Below are 15,222 nucleotides of genomic sequence, written 5' to 3'. Positions count from 1 at the left end.
ACGTAAAGCTATAAGGTTGAATTAACACCATACATAAGAGGTAAACTCTGATGATGAACACCTCAGTTAAGATGCCCCAGCCTCCGACTCCGGCCCATATTTGCCCCATGGATCGCACCTGTAGTTACTTACAGCAAGCCGGTTCTGAACTCAATATCGATCGCGGCATCCTGACCGTTTTGGAAAATCCTCGCAAAGTCGTCACGGTTTCCATTCCCGTTAAGCTTGATACCGGAGAAGTGCAAGTTTTAGCCGGACACCGAGTCCAACATTGCGATGTTCTCGGCCCCTACAAAGGCGGAACTCGCTATCATCCCTCCGTCACCTTACAAGAAGTCTCAGCTTTAGCCATGCTAATGACCTGGAAATGTGCATTACTGGGCATTCCCTATGGCGGAGCCAAAGGCGGTATTGCCATTGACCCCAATCAATATAGTGTGGGTGAGCTAGAACGCATTACCCGCCGCTATACCAGCGAACTGATTAAAGACATTGGCCCAGCCGTTGATATTCCAGCTCCCGATATGGGAACTTCGGCGCGGGAAATGGCTTGGATGATGGATACCTATTCCATGAATGTCGGTCATGCTGTTCCGGGTATTGTCACCGGTAAACCCCTCTCTGTGGGGGGTTCTAAGGGACGACAACAAGCCACCGGTCGAGGAGTGATGATTGTGGTAAGGGAAGCTCTGGCGCAACAAGGGAAATCCTTGGCGGGTGTTTCCGTGGTCGTTCAAGGCTTCGGTAATGTGGGTAGCGCGGCTGCTCTGTTGCTCCATCAAGCAGGTGCTAAGGTGTTGGCGGTTTCTAATGTTTCCGGTGGCGTGTTTGCCAAAAATGGCTTAGATATCCCGGCTCTGTACAAGCATGTGGTTGAACATCACGGCCATATGGGCAACTTCCCTGGTGGCGAACTGATTACCAATGAGGAATTGTTAACTCTGCCTTGTGATGTGTTGATTCCAGCAGCTCTGGAAGATCAGATTACAGAAGATAATGCCCCTAAAATTCAGGCGCAAATGGTGGCAGAGGCAGCCAATGGCCCGGTGACTTTGGTGGCGGATCAAATGTTGCACAGTCGCGGCATTACCGTTTTACCCGATATTTTAGCCAATGCTGGTGGTGTGGTGGTGAGTTATCTGGAATGGGTACAAGGCCAGTCCTATGTGTTCTGGGATGAGGAACGGGTGAACCAAGAGATGGAAGGCTTGATGGTGCGAGCTTATCATCGGGTTTATGAAACTGCACAACAACGGGGAATTCCCTTACGGTTGGCGGCGTATACGTTGGGTGTGGGTCGTGTGGCTCAGGCTCTAAGCGATCGCGGTTTATATCCGTAGTTGAATTGTGTTTTTCTGTTACAAACTAGCCCAACTTTCTTGTCTCGTTTAAGATTCTTTTGCTAGAATTGAGATAATCAATTTTGAAATTGCCTTTTAACATCCAGGGATCAATTTTAAGTCCCTTTTATCCCATTTTATTCTCAGGTAAAGATTCCCGGTAGGGGTGGCGTTGCTTCCCCTCCCCTACCCCCCCTTAATTCATTCTTGGAATCTTTACCTCTTTGATTCAAGTTTTGATATTTCAGCGCTTTTGCTTCTCGATATCGTCTTTTGAGAGGGCATTGCCAATGAGTCGCAAACGGTTGCGCCCTCATCCCCCTTTCATGTCGGCGACAGCCGAAACCCCTTCTCCTGTGGGAGAAGGGGGGTAAAGTCCCTCTCCCACGGGAGAGGGATTTAGGGAGAGGGCGTATCTGATTTGAAAACGCTATATTATTCCAGTTTTTGGAGCGATCAAAAAAATGTTAAAAACTGTTGCTTTAAGAAACACTTATACCCCAGAAGCTAAAGCCAAGGCTTTGGTGTTGTGGAAAGAAAATGCTTTTATCCTTTGGTTCGATCAAGTCGGCTTGGAAGATATTGGCTTAGTTGGTGGTAAAAATGCATCGTTAGGAGAACTGATCCGTCAGTTAACGCCGAAAGGAATTAATGTGCCCCAAGGATTTGCGATTACGGCCCATGCTTATCGTTATTTTATCTCTTCGGCGGGGTTAGAGCCGCAATTGCGGGAACTGTTGACGGATTTGGATGTGGAAAATGGGCCATTGTTGCGTCAGCAAGCAGCAAAGGTGCGATCGCTGATTCTGAACACCAAATTCCCCAAAGAGATCGAAATGGCGATCGCCCTTGCCTATAAGCGCTTAGGCGAACTCTACGGTCAAGATCCGGATGTAGCAGTGCGCTCTTCAGCCACAGCAGAAGACTTACCCGATGCCAGTTTTGCCGGTCAACAGGACACCTATCTGAATATTTCCGGCTTAAACGAAGTGGTTAAAGCGGTTCATCGCTGCTTTGCTTCCCTATTTACCGATCGTGCCATCTCCTATCGCACCCATAAAGGCTTTGACCATTTTGAAGTTGCATTGTCTGTGGGCGTGCAAAAAATGGTACGCTCTGACCTCGCGACTTCGGGGGTGATGTTCTCCATCGACCCCGAAACCGGATTTAAGAATACAGCTTTGATTACCGCTTCCTATGGCTTAGGGGAAACCATCGTGCAAGGCTCCGTAAACCCAGATGAATATCTGGTGTTTAAACCGACATTACGGGAAGGGTTTCAACCGATTTTGCAAAAACGCCTGGGTCGTAAGGCGATTAAAATGGTCTATCGTCAGGATGGCAATCATGCGACCAAAATTGTACCGGTTCCTTGGGTAAGGCAACAACAATTTGCCCTCAGTGATGAGGAAATTCTGAAGTTGGCACAGTGGGCTGTGATGATTGAAGATCATTACTCTAAATTGCGCCAAACCTATACTCCCATGGATATTGAATGGGCGAAAGATGGGACAACGGAGCAGTTGTTTATTGTGCAAGCGCGGCCGGAAACGGTGCAGTCCCAAAAGTCGAGCCAGGTTTTGCGCCATTATCAGTTGCAAGAAAAGGGCGAGGTGTTGGTGCAAGGTCGAGCAGTGGGAGAGGCGATCGCCTCCGGCCCTGCACGAGTCATCCTGGATGTGTCGCAAATCGATCAATTCCAGTCCGGGGAAGTGCTGGTTACCCATCGCACCGATCCCGATTGGGAACCGATCATGAAGAAAGCGAGTGCGATCGTCACCAATACCGGGGGACGCACCTGCCATGCCGCCATTATTGCTAGAGAAATGGGCATTCCAGCCGTTGTCGGTTGCGAAAAAGCCACCGAGCGGTTAACCAATGGTCAGGAAATTACCGTCTGCTGTGCCGAAGGGGAACAGGGCAATGTTTACGCTGGTTTGCTACCCTTTGAAGTGCAAGAAACGGTGTTAGATGAACTCCCGAAAACCCGCACCCAGATTTTAATGAATGTGGGCAACCCAGAGGAAGCCTTCCGGTTATCGGCTATTCCCTGCGACGGGGTGGGTTTAGCTCGCCTAGAATTCATCATTGCCAACCAAATTAAAACCCATCCTTTGGCGCTCCTGCACTTTGACGAACTCGAAGATGCGGATGTAAAAGCCGAGATTGAGGAACTCACGGCACACTATCCCTATAAACCCGATTTCTTTGTCGATCAGTTAGCCTATGGAATGGGGGCGATCGCGGCTGCCTTTTATCCCCATCCCGTCATTATCAGGCTTTCCGACTTCAAGAGCAACGAATACGCCAATCTTTTAGGCGGTCGGCAATTTGAACCCCAGGAAGAAAACCCCATGATCGGTTGGCGCGGAGCCTCCCGCTATTATGACCCCCATTATCGAGAAGCGTTTGCCTTAGAATGCCAAGCTTTAAAACGGGTTCGTGATGACATGGGATTAGTCAATGCTATCCCCATGATTCCCTTCTGTCGGACTCCAGAAGAAGGGCGCAAGGTGTTAGCAGAAATGGCAAAACATGGACTGGAACGGGGTAAACATGGCCTGCAAGTTTATGTGATGTGCGAGTTACCCAGTAATGTAATTTTAGCCTCCGAATTTGCCCAAATTTTTGATGGTTTTTCCATTGGTTCCAACGATTTAACCCAACTCACATTAGGCTTAGATCGAGATTCTAGCTTAGTTGCGCCCTTGTTTGACGAACGTAATGAAGCAGTAAAACGGATGGTGAAAATGGCTATTGAAACGGCAAAAGCAGAAGGTCGAAAAATCGGCATCTGCGGTCAAGCACCGAGTGATTATCCAGAGTTCGCCCGCTTTTTAGTGGAGTTAGGCATTGATTCGATTAGTTTGAATCCCGATTCAGTGTTGAAGACAATGTTGGATATTGCCGAACTTGAGCGCGGATAATTTCCGGGATTGACTTGTTGGTGGGGGCGGGTTTACGACATGAATTGGTGGGTTTCCTAAATGTTGGTATAACCCGCTCCTACGAATCAATCGATCATTCCCAGATTAGGGTTCACTTTCGCCCATACTTTTGACGAATGCGATTCACCTGCTCTTGAAGTTGAGCGCCCTTTTCTGGATTCACCATAGCGATAAAATTGGCAAATCCCTGAATCGAAGCTAACAGATTGCCAGAGTGACCCCAATGTTTTCCTTCTAACCCCTGAGTTTCAATTTGGTGTAGGGTAGCGCGAAATTTTCTCAGGGTTTTGCGGTCTATATTTAAACCTTCATTGACCACAATTCCTGTAACATCCAATTGGGTAGACTTGCGGCGCAAAATGCGAGTTTTCTGCTCATTAAGGGTAAAGCTTTCATAGTCCAGAATTGATGCTGTGCGGCGCAAAATCCTACAAATATTTCTCAGGGAATCACCAGAAGCAGAAAAAGTGAGATCGTCAGCATAGCGGGTATAAGTAAAGCCGAGTTGCTCGGCAACCTGGGTTAAGCGGTCATCTAAACGACGACAAATCAGATTAGAAATGGCAGGACTTGCGGGAGAACCTTGGGGAAGATGGCGCTGATTGAGGGCAATATAATAAGTTTGACCATCTAAGCTCACTTCTTCTACATCCGGAGCAGTACAAATTAAGCCCAAAATTGTTGCTACGGCTTCTGAGTAACCCAAGGAGCGAAATAAACCTTTGACACGGCGATAGGAGATGGAGGGAAAGAAATCTTTGAGATCTAAATTAATAACCACCTCTGCGCCCACATGGGGAGTAGCATTGGTAACGATGGAGCGATCGCGCTGAAATCCATGGGCCGCTTCATGGACGGGGATCTTCTCTAAAATCTCAGCTAAAACCCAATATTGCGCCCGTTTTAACCGAGGCATCGGCACAGAAATCAACCGTTCACCCCCCGTCTTTTTCGGCATTTTGAAGCGAATATAGTGCGATACAGTAGCTGTTTTTCGGTCAAAGGCCAAAAACCTTAGCTCACCCAGAGTAACCCCCATAGCTTGGGCAATATCGGCGGCTGTGGCCAGTGGAGGGAGTCCCTGGCGATCGAGGGCTGAGGGGTTGCTCTGCTGCTCTCCTAAACCGCCAGAAACCTCTTCACCTAAATAAACAATCTCCTGTTGTTGACGCTCTTGCCAAGCTTGCGCCCTCCCTTGTCGTTCCTGTTCCCGTCTTTGCTTCGTTTCTTCCCGCTTACGCCGAGATTCGGCTAACCGTTGTTTTCGCAACTGCTGACGAATAGCTTGTTCGTTTTGCAGTTGATTGTTTTTTTCCCGTAGTTGTCTGAGCTGCTGATGCAATTCTGAGAGACGGCGAATATCATCGGCTGGATCTTGGGGCAGTTCTCCCTGTTCGGGCCAAAATCCATAGCGAATCATTTCTTCGAGGATGAAGGCTTCACGACCCATGGTACGAATGCGATCGTAAAGTTCTTGGCGGGTACGGGGTTGATCGGACATAGTAGGGGAATGGGGGAGTGGGGGAATGGGGGAATGGGGCAATAGGGGAATGGGGGAATGGGGGGACGTGGAGATAACCGATTATTGCTACTCCTTACTGGATTACTCCCCATCCCTAGCCCATGGTTTTAGATCTCTGTCGGATCGATGCCCAGCTCTTGCAATTTTGCGGCTAGTTTAGCTGCTTTTTGATTGGCTAGATTCGCCTCTTCTCTAGCGACAGTGGCCTCTTCTCTAGCGACAGTGGCCTCTTCTCTAGCGACAGTGGCCTCTTCTCTAGCGACAGTGGCCTCTTCTCTAGCAACAGTGGCCTCTTCTCTAGCAACAGTGGCCTCTTCTCTAGCAACAGTGGCCTCTTCTTGAGGGAGCAGAACCAACTCACCATCTAGGGTTCTCCAACGCAACCACAGGCGATCGAGACCTTGATAAGTCCCTTGCCACAAGCCTAAACTTAACTCAATTTGGGGAATTACCAAGCATCCATCAGTTAGGGGAACTCGTTGGTAACGACCTCCCACGAGCTGAAAGGCTTGTAATTCATTGGTATAGCGACTGAAGGTGAAGTAATAGGGAATGCGTAAAATCTGTTCGTAAACTTCCCATTTGGTTGCCGGTTCTCCTGGTTTTCGGGTCGTATTTCCCAGGTCTTCATCTTCGCTACTCGGAGACAGAAGTTCTACGACGATAAAGGGATTGACAGGTTCTTGCCAACAGACATAACTCAGCCGTAGGTCTTCTTGTTCCCCATAAAATCGAGGCACATCGATGGCGGCAAACCAATCTGGACGTTTATGCCATAGGGGATGGCTAGAATTGTAATAAACGTTCATATCTGCGGCTGAAAAGACGCGATCGCAATCCCAGTTCGGGGGTTTAAAGGTCAAAAGCAAAATTTGGGGTTGCCAAATATGAAATTCATCGGCCAAACCGGGTTCCTCCGGGTATTCACTCGGTAAATCATACATGGTTGGTAGGGTTTCACGAGCCGGTAAGGGTGGATCGCTGGGGGGAGAAGAGGTGAAGCTTAAGGTCATAGTTTAGGGTTAAGCCATGCTGCTTTTCCCTGTATAACATATTAGTCAATAATATTATTGATGTTTTATTCAAATTTGGCTCAAGCAGATGTTCAAAGTTTTTGTTTATGGGACGCTCAAACCGGGTGAGGTGAATTACCGGCGCTACTGTGAGGGAAAGATTGTCAAGGAAGAGGAGGCGATCGCCTGGGGTCGTTTATTTTTACTGCCTATGCCTATGGGTTATCCTGCCCTAACGGTAGGAGCCAACCCCATTCAAGGATACTTGCTCTATTTCCAGGATGCATATCTGCTCAATCAGCTCGATCAACTAGAGGGCTATCACCCCGACTCGCCCTTAGAGGATAACCAATATCTACGCCAGTCCATTCCTATATTTCGGCTGACGGGTGAACCTCTGGGTGATGCCTTTGCCTACTTGATGAGTGTAGAGAAGATTGAGCAATACGGGGGGACAGAATTACCGGATGGTTTTTGGTCTCCCGTATCTGGTTAGCGGTCTTTCTGGAGCATTTGATGGAGATCTCCGGTGGCATTAGGCATTCCCAAGGGATTACTGTCCGATTTGGGGATATTAATCAAGGGTTGATCGAGAGCAATACGCATCAGAGCTGCTCCTTCTTGAGCAGCAGGAGTGTTAGCGATTTTGGGGAACAGTTGCCCAGAATCCGCAAATGTTGTCGATAAGGCAGCCACAGCAGCCGCAGCGATCGCCCCTGTACCCCATAATAGGGCAGTGCGTTTGGGTCGTCGGTCTAAGCGGCCCATTACTTGAGTCACCATGTCCTCCACCGGTTGATCTTGGGGAGGAGTCGGTAGCCTTTCAAAACCTTGACGAAGTTTAAGCAGGCGTTGATAGAGACATTGAACCGTGGGGTCATTGTCTAGCCATTCTTCCACCTGTTTACTTTCTGAGGCACTGGCTTCGCCATCGAGATAGGCACTGAGCAGTTCAAAGCGATCGCGTTTTAACATATCCGGTACACCCATATGTGAATTGGGATTGGTGTCATTCCAGGAAGTCAGACGGGATAAATATCCTTGCTTCTGGGAATGGGGTTGACAATTAAAGTGAGGAGTCATGGGGGTCACCTACCAAGTTGATAAACTGAGGATCACACTTAGTGACTAACCCAAGATAGTGTACACCTAATGATCCTAAAAGGGGTATTTTAAGTTTCTAATTAATCTTAAGATTTCTCAACAGAAATTTTGAACGAGTAAGATTTTACTCTTAGCTGTTGAGATACTTTTGGAGTTGAATTTGTAGTCTTTGACGGGCCCTGGCAATCCGGGATTTTACCGTCCCCAGAGACACTCCAGTAATTTCGGCAATTTCTTCATAGGCCATCCCCTCAATTTCCCGCAACACGATGGTTGTGCGGAAAGTTTCCGGTAAATCCGCGATCGCCTGTTGCAATTGTTCATAAAACTCACTTGTGGTCAGGCTCTCTTCCGGCCCTGGATCATCAGAGGGAATATCCCAACTGATCTCCTCATCATCAAACCGGCGCGGCGCATCCAAAGAAATCGGGGGTCTTACCCGTTTACGTTTGCGGAGTTCATCATAAAACAAATTGGTAGTAATCCGACTTAACCAACCCCGAAATTTAGCCGGATCGTTCAGGCGTTTGACATTACGATAAACCCGAATCCAGACCTCTTGGCCTAGATCTGCCCGGTCTTGCCAATCTGGAGCTAAATGATAAAGCATCCGATTAACATGGGATTGATACCGTCTAACTAATTCAGCAAACGCCGATTTATCAGGGCGAAGACCGGCCTGACAGCGAAGGATAAGATCGGTGTTTGAGAGTTTTTCGGGCTGCACAGGCGCTTGAGGAACTCCTGCCCCAACCGTTGACCAGGATAAAGAAACAGATTGACTCATGGATACAATTTTAGGTCGCCAACACTCCAGTCTTTAATGACGGGAGGCTTAGATCTTAGGTTCCCATTGAATCTCACCCTAGTGTACCTGAAATGAGGTAATTCTCCCTAGGGTTGCCCCATCAATTATTCTAGGGGCTGAGATTTTTTTTCGTAATTCCGAGCATAATCTTGTAACAAATGGCTGACCTGAGAGAGGACATTTTCCGTTTTACCCAAGGCTTGCCGTTCCGGTTCTTGGGGTTTTTCTTGGTTTTTGGAGACAGCCGCATCCACTTGCTGTTGAATTAACTCCATTAGCTCTTTTTTAGCGCGATCGCGTTGATAGCTGGCCCCTTCTTCAGTGGTCGCATAGAGGGGTGGGAGGCGATTGAGGGCATAGGCAGCCACATCCCCCAAATCGAGTTTAATTCCCTCTTTTTCCTCGATCGTGGCTACCCGCGTCATAGACTCGGTTAGCACTAATTCTTCCATCACATTAATAAATTGTTTCCGGGGGACGGCCACGACTTCGCCCGTCAATAAACACCCCATTAACCGGTCTAAAGCCATGTATTCCTCAATAGATAGCTCTGAGGCGTTATCACAAATATTTCCCACCTCAGCTTCCATAGCTGGGGTTAAATAGCCATCCTTGAGGGCCTGTTCCACAATCTCTTGGATACTCATAAGGCTGATTTACTCCACAGTTTCCTTGCTCACCATTAACGATATAGTGTTCTTCCATCTTCCTCTAGTTTGCCCCAGGATTTTCTATGATCGGGATCAACTTGACATTGTGCAACACTTTCATTCCTGGGGATTCATGGGTTTATTCAATTCCTTCAGTGCGCCAAGGCACGGGATCGACAGCAACACCATTGACATAAAGTCCCCAATGGAGATGGGGGCCAGTAGATGCGCCAGTCGATCCTACTGTACCAATGACTTGGCCGGCTTTGACCATCTCTCCTTCTCGAACATTAATCGTGTGGAGATGAATAAAAATACTGAGGATACCTTGGCCATGATCTAGACCGATTGTGTTGCCATGGATTTCAAACCCGTTTGCCTCTTTATCTACCAGGGCAATTCTTCCCGCAGCCGGAGCGACCACAGGGGAACCGGTGGGCGCGGCATAATCCACACCTCGATGATAGTAATCGTCAGCAAACACTCCATTGTAGTACCGTTGAACCCCAAAGACGGTGGACACTTCGCCAGAGCTAGGACGCAAGAAGGGGCCATTCCAGAATTTTTCAGGTGTGACGAGGCGCTTAAATTCATCTACGCGGTCAAACTCGTAGTCGGTTCCTTCAAGAGCGGCATCACTTTCGGATAACCAAATGCTTTGGGTGGGAAAGGAGCGATCGCCCATTGGGACGCTAACGGTTTGGCTGGTTCCATCCCCTTGAACCTGAATCGACCAAGTACCGGGTCGATCTAAGGGACTTGACGGAATCAAGGCCCGGAATCGATTGCCACTTAAGGGAAATACAGGGTAAGTCTTATTGCCCATCTGCACAGTGGGAGGCTCAGGGTTGGTCACCTGAATTTGCACGGAAATGGTATCTCCGAGTTGGGCAGATTGGGGATTGACTTGAACTTGCAAGGCTTGTAGGGGCTGGGTTAGAGCCGCCCAAGAGACTAGGGTAAGCAGGGGAAAGGGATATGGGTTAAAGATATTCATCAGGCGATCGCGGGTCTAGGAAACTAAGGTGTAAGAACAACAAGTTTAGGGTTTGGGTTTCATGAAGACAATGGATTGTCGCCAGACGATGGTGGGTTGTTCGTAGTGATCCATTAAGCAAATACAGTTGGCATCTTGCCACACGATTTTACCTACAATCAGGTCATCGGTGACTAATTTGAGTTCCACTTCATTTTTATCTTGGATGAAGTTCTGGATATTACGAATACTGGGTAGGCTGGTATCGAACTCGGACATAGTTTAAGAGAGCTAATGATGGTTTAATTGGGAATGAGAGTCTCCCGAACAAAGTTTAACAAGGGATGTCTGAAAATGGGAGTAGGGGAGTGGGGGAATGGGGGAATGGGGAGATGGGGGAAGATTGCCTATTACCGATTACCATAATAAGAATTGAGTAGAGCAAGGTTATGGAACTGCAATTTACCAAGTATCAGGGATTGGGGAATGATTTTATTTTGCTGGATAATCGGGCCAGTGATGAAGCCCTCTTGATTACACCGGAGCAGGCGATTCGGTTGTGCGATCGCCATTTTGGAATTGGAGCCGATGGGGTGATTTTTGCTCTCCCTGGAGAAGAGGGGACAGATTACACCATGCGGATTTTTAATTCTGATGGTTCGGAACCCCAGATGTGTGGCAATGGGATTCGCTGTTTTGCTCAGTTTGTCGCCCACCTAGATGGCTCTGGAAAAGAGGAATATCGAATTTCGACTTTGGCCGGGGTAATGGTTCCCAAACTGGGGTCAGAGGGTCAGGTAACGGTGGATATGGGCATTCCTCGATTGGGCGGTACAGAGATTCCCACGACCTTGGGATCGGGAACAACTCCGGTAGTGGATCATACTTTGGAGGTGGCCGGACAATCTTGGCTAGTGACCTGTGTGAATATGGGAAATCCCCATTGTGTGACCTTTGTGGAGGATGTGGAGGCGATCGCCTTAGAACAAATTGGCCCCCAATTTGAACATCATCCGGTCTTTCCCGAACGAATTAATACCGAATTTGTACAGGTCATCGACTCCAACCGGGTAAAAATGCGGGTTTGGGAACGAGGAGCTGGGATTACATTAGCCTGTGGAACGGGGGCTTGTGCAACGGTTGTAGCTGGGGTACTCTCTAAGAAGTGCGATCGCCATACCACAGTCGAATTGCCCGGTGGCGATCTCGACATCGAGTGGGCTGCCAACGATCGACTATACATGACCGGCCCGGCTCAAGCGGTGTTTACTGGCCAAATTGTAATCTAAAGAGGACGATTCATGGGTGGGGGAATTTATCTGATTCAGGATGAGGATCATTTGGTGGAAATGATGGAACAATCCTATGATTCAGAAGAGCGCCTGCAAGAATTAATTGAAAAATATCCCAATCTTTTAGCAGGGGATCAAATCGATCGAGCCACCCCTAGACGCTGGTTAGGGATCACTCGTGAAGTCACCTCCACCCTAGATGAAGAAAATGATAACAGTTGGTCTTTAGATCATCTGTTTGTGGATCAAGATGGTATTCCTACCCTAGTTGCTGTTCAGGAAGAAGATAGTAAGCGATCGCGTCGGGAAATGATGGGCACAATGTTAGAATATGCCGCCCAACTTCCCCTACACTGGCCCGTAGAAGCTGTTATTGCCCAATTTGAACTCAATTGTCGGGAGCAAGGACGAGATCCAGAACAGGTATTTGAAGCCTTTTTAGGAATGGATGTAGATGAAGAAAAATTCTGGCAAAAGGTAAAAACTAATCTGCAAGCGGGACAAGTGCGCTTAATTTTCGTCTCCGATGACATTTCCCCAGAGTTTCGGGTAATGATTGAGTTCCTCAATACCCAAATCGATCCCTTGGAAATTTTAGCTCTAGAAGTCAAGCAATATGTCAGCGAAAATGGCTTAAAAACCTTAGTCCCTCGTGTAATCGGCAAAACTGCCGAATCCCACCAGAAAAAATCCAGTACAGCCCTAGAGCGCAGGCGTTGGGATAAAACCTCATTTTTCCGGGAATATGAGGCTCGACAAGGCCAAGAGGAGGCGCAAATTGTCCGCCGGTTATATGATTGGGTGAGCCAACATAAACCTTTGAAAATTAAATGGGGTATGGGAGATACCTATGGCGGTTTTTCGGTTTGGGTTTCACCCTCCAATGGGGAAATAAGTGAGTTTTTTAGTATTAGTATTGATGGTGTACTTCAGGTTTCCTCTAGAAGCTATGCCACCTTACCCCCTTTCAATCAAAAGAAAGAATGGGACTATTTAAGAAATCAGTTTAGCGCCATTGGATTATCCCTGCCCGTCGATCCTGTGGAACCCAGGTTAACCAGTTGTGTCTTATCCAGTTTACAACATGAATCTGCCTTGAATCGGGTGATTGATGTCCTAGAAGCCGTTCTAGGTAAGGTGATGAGCTAGGAAATCGGGACTGAATCATTACTCATTCCAGAGGTTACCCAGAATGTAGGTAGCTTCGATGTTGCGATCGTCTCCCAAAATCATTAAAGTAAACAGTTGATCCGCAAGTTGCGATAGATTTTCTGGCGGCATTGGGTTGTGATTTCGTAATTTCATTAAGGGAGTTGCCGATGGATTAATAATAATAAAATCGGCTTCTTTTCCCGGTTCAAAATTCCCAATTTTATCCTCTAAATGTAAGGCTTGAGCTGCGCCTAATGTAGATAAGTAAAAAGCTTGGAAGGGTGAAAAAGCTTGTCCTTGCAGTTGCAACACTTTATAAGCATCTCCCATGGTTTTGAGCAGGGAAAAGCTAGTTCCTGCACCCACATCTGTAGCTAAACCAACGGGAATGGGAGGAGCTTGGGTTTGGGTTGCTTGTAAATTGAATAATCCACTACCGAGGAATAGGTTAGAAGTGGGACAAAAAGCGATCGCACTTTGACTTTGACTTAATCTTTGCAGTTCCGAGTCACTGAGGTGAATTCCATGGGCAAAAATAGAGCGTTTTGTGACTAATCCAAATTGCTCATAAACATTGAGGTAATCAGATGCTTGGGGAAAAAGCTCTTTAATCCATGAAATTTCTTTAATATTTTCCGATAAATGGGTGTGAATATACAGATCTGGATATTCACTGAAACTACCCGCCATTTCTAATTCTTCTGGGGTGGAAGTCGGAGCAAATCGGGGTGTAATTGCATAGAGCAATCGATCTTGATGATGCCATTTTTGGATTAAACTTTGAGTTTGCTCATAGGCAGTTTGAGGAGCATTTAACAAGAAATTAGGAGCATGGCGGCTCATGAGCATTTGTCCGGCAATAATTCGCATCTTTCGTGCTTTTGCTGCGGCAAACAAAGCATCAACCGATTGAGGAAAAATAGTGGTTAAAATGACGGCTGTAGTTGTGCCATTGCGAAGCAGTTCATCGAGGAAAAAATTAGAAATTTTTTGGGCATATTCTGGATCTTGAAACTTTTGCTCTACTGGGAATACATATTTTTCCAGCCAGGCTAATAACTGCTCTCCATAGGAGGCGATTATTTCGGTTTGCGGACAGTGGATATGGAGATCGATAAAGCCGGGGAAAATGAGTTTTCCCGAATAGTCGGTAATCTCTAAATTATGATATTGAGAACGCAGGGTTTGATAATCGCCAATAGCTTTAATTTGTCCCTTTTCTAGAATGAGTAAGCCGTCAGGAAAATAGCGCACCGTCTCTGATTCTCGATCATGAAAGGGGTTATGGATAAAATCGGCGATCGCCCCCCGGAAGGCTCGGTAGGTATCAGAAAGATTAGACATGGAAAAAATAGGTTAGGGTAAATTGAGGATAATATATCTTGACTTTGGTACAATTATTCTAGTATAAACAAGTATTGCGTCATCAAAACTTAGCCATGGAAACGGTGCAACTGGGTCAAACGGATATTCGGGTCACTCCCTTGGGAATTGGCACATGGGCTTGGGGTGATAAACTATTTTGGGATTATGGTAATACCTATGGCGAAACAGAAATTAGAAAGGCATTTGAAGTAACCCTAGAGGGGGGAATTAGTTTTTTTGATACGGCGGAAGTCTATGGGTTAGGCGAGTCAGAATCTTTGATTGGTCGATTAATGAAAGAAACTGGGCGATCGCCGCAAATTGCCACCAAATATTTTCCCGTCCCTTGGCGCATTAAACCGGAAACCGTATCCGAGGCAATCACCAATAGTTTAAATCGCCTGCAAGTCGATTATATTGAACTCTATCAGATCCATCAACCGGTCAGTTTTTTGATGAGCCAAGAAACTCTGCTCAATCGGTTAGCTGATGAAGTGACAAGAGGCAGAATTCAAAGTATAGGAGTGAGCAACTATTCCGCCAAGCAAATGCGGGAAGCTCACGAAATCTTAGCCGAAAGAGGGATTCCCTTAGCCGTAAATCAGGTGAAATATTCCTTACTGAGTCGGAAAATAGAGGTGAATGGAATCCTAGAGGCTGCCCACGAGTTAGGTATTACCATTTTAGCCTATAGTCCCCTAGCTCAAGGGTTATTAACCGGAAAATATACCTCAGTTAATACGCCTACGGGAGCAAGAAGACTTAGCCCAGAATTTGGCCGGGAAGGGTTACGCAAAATTGCCCCCGTGATTTCCCGCTTAAAGAGAATTGCCGATCAATATAAAAAAACTCCCTCTCAAGTGGCGCTCAATTGGCTGATTTGCCAAGGGGTAATTCCGATTCCAGGGGCAAAAAATGCCAAGCAAGCTCAAGATAATGCGGGTGCTTTGGGATGGAGTTTGAAACCAGAAGATGTGGATGATTTAGAAGAAGTCACCCGTCCTTGGTTGAGTTAGATTTACCCTATGTAGGGGTGAAAAAATTTTCGCCCC

The 15,222-nt window shown here is 47.0% G+C and carries 14 protein-coding genes; 6 read left to right on the top strand and 8 right to left on the bottom strand.

The features are described 5' to 3' along the window. Window positions 1–50 precede the first annotated feature (50 nt). Together AC3FZD_RS15525 and ppsA are read left to right on the top strand one after the other, a co-directional pair. Window positions 51–1,340: a Glu/Leu/Phe/Val family dehydrogenase gene (locus AC3FZD_RS15525; protein ID WP_488736903.1), complete on the top strand. Its 1,290-nt coding sequence runs from the start codon at window positions 51–53 to the stop codon at window positions 1,338–1,340. A gap of 464 nt (window positions 1,341–1,804) precedes the next feature. After that, window positions 1,805–4,267, top strand: a complete 2,463-nt coding sequence (gene ppsA / locus AC3FZD_RS15520) for a phosphoenolpyruvate synthase (RefSeq protein WP_488736902.1) — start codon at window positions 1,805–1,807, stop codon at window positions 4,265–4,267. A 112-nt stretch (window positions 4,268–4,379) separates the two neighbouring features. Here the strand turns inward: ppsA and AC3FZD_RS15515 are convergent, their stop codons facing one another. Both AC3FZD_RS15515 and AC3FZD_RS15510 read right to left on the bottom strand, forming a co-directional pair. After that, window positions 4,380–5,789 carry a reverse transcriptase family protein gene (locus AC3FZD_RS15515; protein WP_488736901.1) on the bottom strand — a complete coding sequence of 470 codons (1,410 nt, stop codon included), beginning with the start codon at window positions 5,787–5,789 and terminating at the stop codon, window positions 4,380–4,382. Window positions 5,790–5,917: 128 nt separating this feature from the next. Then, on the bottom strand, window positions 5,918–6,823 hold the full coding sequence (locus AC3FZD_RS15510) for a Uma2 family endonuclease (RefSeq protein WP_488736900.1): 906 nt from the start codon (window positions 6,821–6,823) through the stop codon (window positions 5,918–5,920). 88 nt (window positions 6,824–6,911) lie between these two features. On the opposite strand from AC3FZD_RS15510, the gene AC3FZD_RS15505 reads away from it, so the two are divergent. After that, window positions 6,912–7,319, top strand: a complete 408-nt coding sequence (locus AC3FZD_RS15505) for a gamma-glutamylcyclotransferase family protein (protein WP_488736899.1) — start codon at window positions 6,912–6,914, stop codon at window positions 7,317–7,319. Here AC3FZD_RS15505 and AC3FZD_RS15500 read toward each other — a convergent pair. From AC3FZD_RS15500 to AC3FZD_RS15480, 5 genes are all read right to left on the bottom strand, one after another. After that, a complete protein-coding gene (locus tag AC3FZD_RS15500) occupies window positions 7,316–7,906 on the bottom strand; it encodes an anti-sigma factor family protein (protein WP_488736898.1) in 591 nt (196 codons plus the stop codon). The genes AC3FZD_RS15505 and AC3FZD_RS15500 overlap by 4 nt on opposite strands. A 151-nt stretch (window positions 7,907–8,057) precedes the next feature. Beyond that, on the bottom strand, window positions 8,058–8,714 hold the full coding sequence (locus AC3FZD_RS15495) for a sigma-70 family RNA polymerase sigma factor (RefSeq protein WP_488736897.1): 657 nt from the start codon (window positions 8,712–8,714) through the stop codon (window positions 8,058–8,060). A gap of 125 nt (window positions 8,715–8,839) precedes the next feature. Continuing rightward, window positions 8,840–9,382 (bottom strand): late competence development ComFB family protein, encoded by a 543-nt coding sequence (locus AC3FZD_RS15490; RefSeq protein ID WP_488736896.1) that lies wholly within the window; start codon window positions 9,380–9,382, stop codon window positions 8,840–8,842. 142 nt (window positions 9,383–9,524) lie between these two features. Next, window positions 9,525–10,382: a M23 family metallopeptidase gene (locus AC3FZD_RS15485; RefSeq protein WP_488736895.1), complete on the bottom strand. Its 858-nt coding sequence runs from the start codon at window positions 10,380–10,382 to the stop codon at window positions 9,525–9,527. A gap of 45 nt (window positions 10,383–10,427) precedes the next feature. Beyond that, window positions 10,428–10,640, bottom strand: coding sequence for an Hfq-related RNA-binding protein (locus AC3FZD_RS15480; RefSeq protein WP_283753631.1), 213 nt, complete (start codon window positions 10,638–10,640; stop codon window positions 10,428–10,430). A 170-nt stretch (window positions 10,641–10,810) separates the two neighbouring features. Between AC3FZD_RS15480 and dapF the strand changes: the two genes are divergently transcribed. Then, complete coding sequence (gene dapF, locus AC3FZD_RS15475) at window positions 10,811–11,650, top strand: diaminopimelate epimerase (protein WP_488736894.1); 840 nt, start codon at window positions 10,811–10,813, stop codon at window positions 11,648–11,650. Window positions 11,651–11,662: 12 nt separating this feature from the next. After that, window positions 11,663–12,802, top strand: a complete 1,140-nt coding sequence (locus AC3FZD_RS15470; RefSeq protein WP_488736893.1) for a hypothetical protein — start codon at window positions 11,663–11,665, stop codon at window positions 12,800–12,802. A gap of 18 nt (window positions 12,803–12,820) precedes the next feature. Here AC3FZD_RS15470 and guaD read toward each other — a convergent pair whose 3' ends face one another. Next, entirely contained in the window at window positions 12,821–14,149 is a 1,329-nt protein-coding gene (gene guaD, locus AC3FZD_RS15465) for a guanine deaminase (protein ID WP_488736892.1), read from the bottom strand. A gap of 95 nt (window positions 14,150–14,244) precedes the next feature. Between guaD and AC3FZD_RS15460 the strand changes: the two genes are divergently transcribed. Continuing rightward, complete coding sequence (locus AC3FZD_RS15460) at window positions 14,245–15,186, top strand: aldo/keto reductase (RefSeq protein WP_488740358.1); 942 nt, start codon at window positions 14,245–14,247, stop codon at window positions 15,184–15,186. Window positions 15,187–15,222 lie beyond the last annotated feature (36 nt).

This window comes from Roseofilum sp. KMC-1 (assembly GCF_057802075.1).
This window is presented reverse-complemented; position numbering and strand designations above follow the sequence as displayed.

Bases quoted from the DNA above. Each gene is read 5' to 3' on its own strand.
- AC3FZD_RS15525 (WP_488736903.1), top strand. From the start codon at position 51: ATGATGAACACCTCAGTTAAGATGCCCCAGCCTCCGACTCCGGCCCAT.
- ppsA (WP_488736902.1), top strand. From the start codon at position 1,805: ATGTTAAAAACTGTTGCTTTAAGAAACACTTATACCCCAGAAGCTAAA.
- AC3FZD_RS15515 (WP_488736901.1), bottom strand. From the start codon at position 5,789: ATGTCCGATCAACCCCGTACCCGCCAAGAACTTTACGATCGCATTCGT.
- AC3FZD_RS15510 (WP_488736900.1), bottom strand. From the start codon at position 6,823: ATGACCTTAAGCTTCACCTCTTCTCCCCCCAGCGATCCACCCTTACCG.
- AC3FZD_RS15505 (WP_488736899.1), top strand. From the start codon at position 6,912: ATGTTCAAAGTTTTTGTTTATGGGACGCTCAAACCGGGTGAGGTGAAT.
- AC3FZD_RS15500 (WP_488736898.1), bottom strand. From the start codon at position 7,906: ATGACTCCTCACTTTAATTGTCAACCCCATTCCCAGAAGCAAGGATAT.
- AC3FZD_RS15495 (WP_488736897.1), bottom strand. From the start codon at position 8,714: ATGAGTCAATCTGTTTCTTTATCCTGGTCAACGGTTGGGGCAGGAGTT.
- AC3FZD_RS15490 (WP_488736896.1), bottom strand. From the start codon at position 9,382: ATGAGTATCCAAGAGATTGTGGAACAGGCCCTCAAGGATGGCTATTTA.
- AC3FZD_RS15485 (WP_488736895.1), bottom strand. From the start codon at position 10,382: ATGAATATCTTTAACCCATATCCCTTTCCCCTGCTTACCCTAGTCTCT.
- AC3FZD_RS15480 (WP_283753631.1), bottom strand. From the start codon at position 10,640: ATGTCCGAGTTCGATACCAGCCTACCCAGTATTCGTAATATCCAGAAC.
- dapF (WP_488736894.1), top strand. From the start codon at position 10,811: ATGGAACTGCAATTTACCAAGTATCAGGGATTGGGGAATGATTTTATT.
- AC3FZD_RS15470 (WP_488736893.1), top strand. From the start codon at position 11,663: ATGGGTGGGGGAATTTATCTGATTCAGGATGAGGATCATTTGGTGGAA.
- guaD (WP_488736892.1), bottom strand. From the start codon at position 14,149: ATGTCTAATCTTTCTGATACCTACCGAGCCTTCCGGGGGGCGATCGCC.
- AC3FZD_RS15460 (WP_488740358.1), top strand. From the start codon at position 14,245: ATGGAAACGGTGCAACTGGGTCAAACGGATATTCGGGTCACTCCCTTG.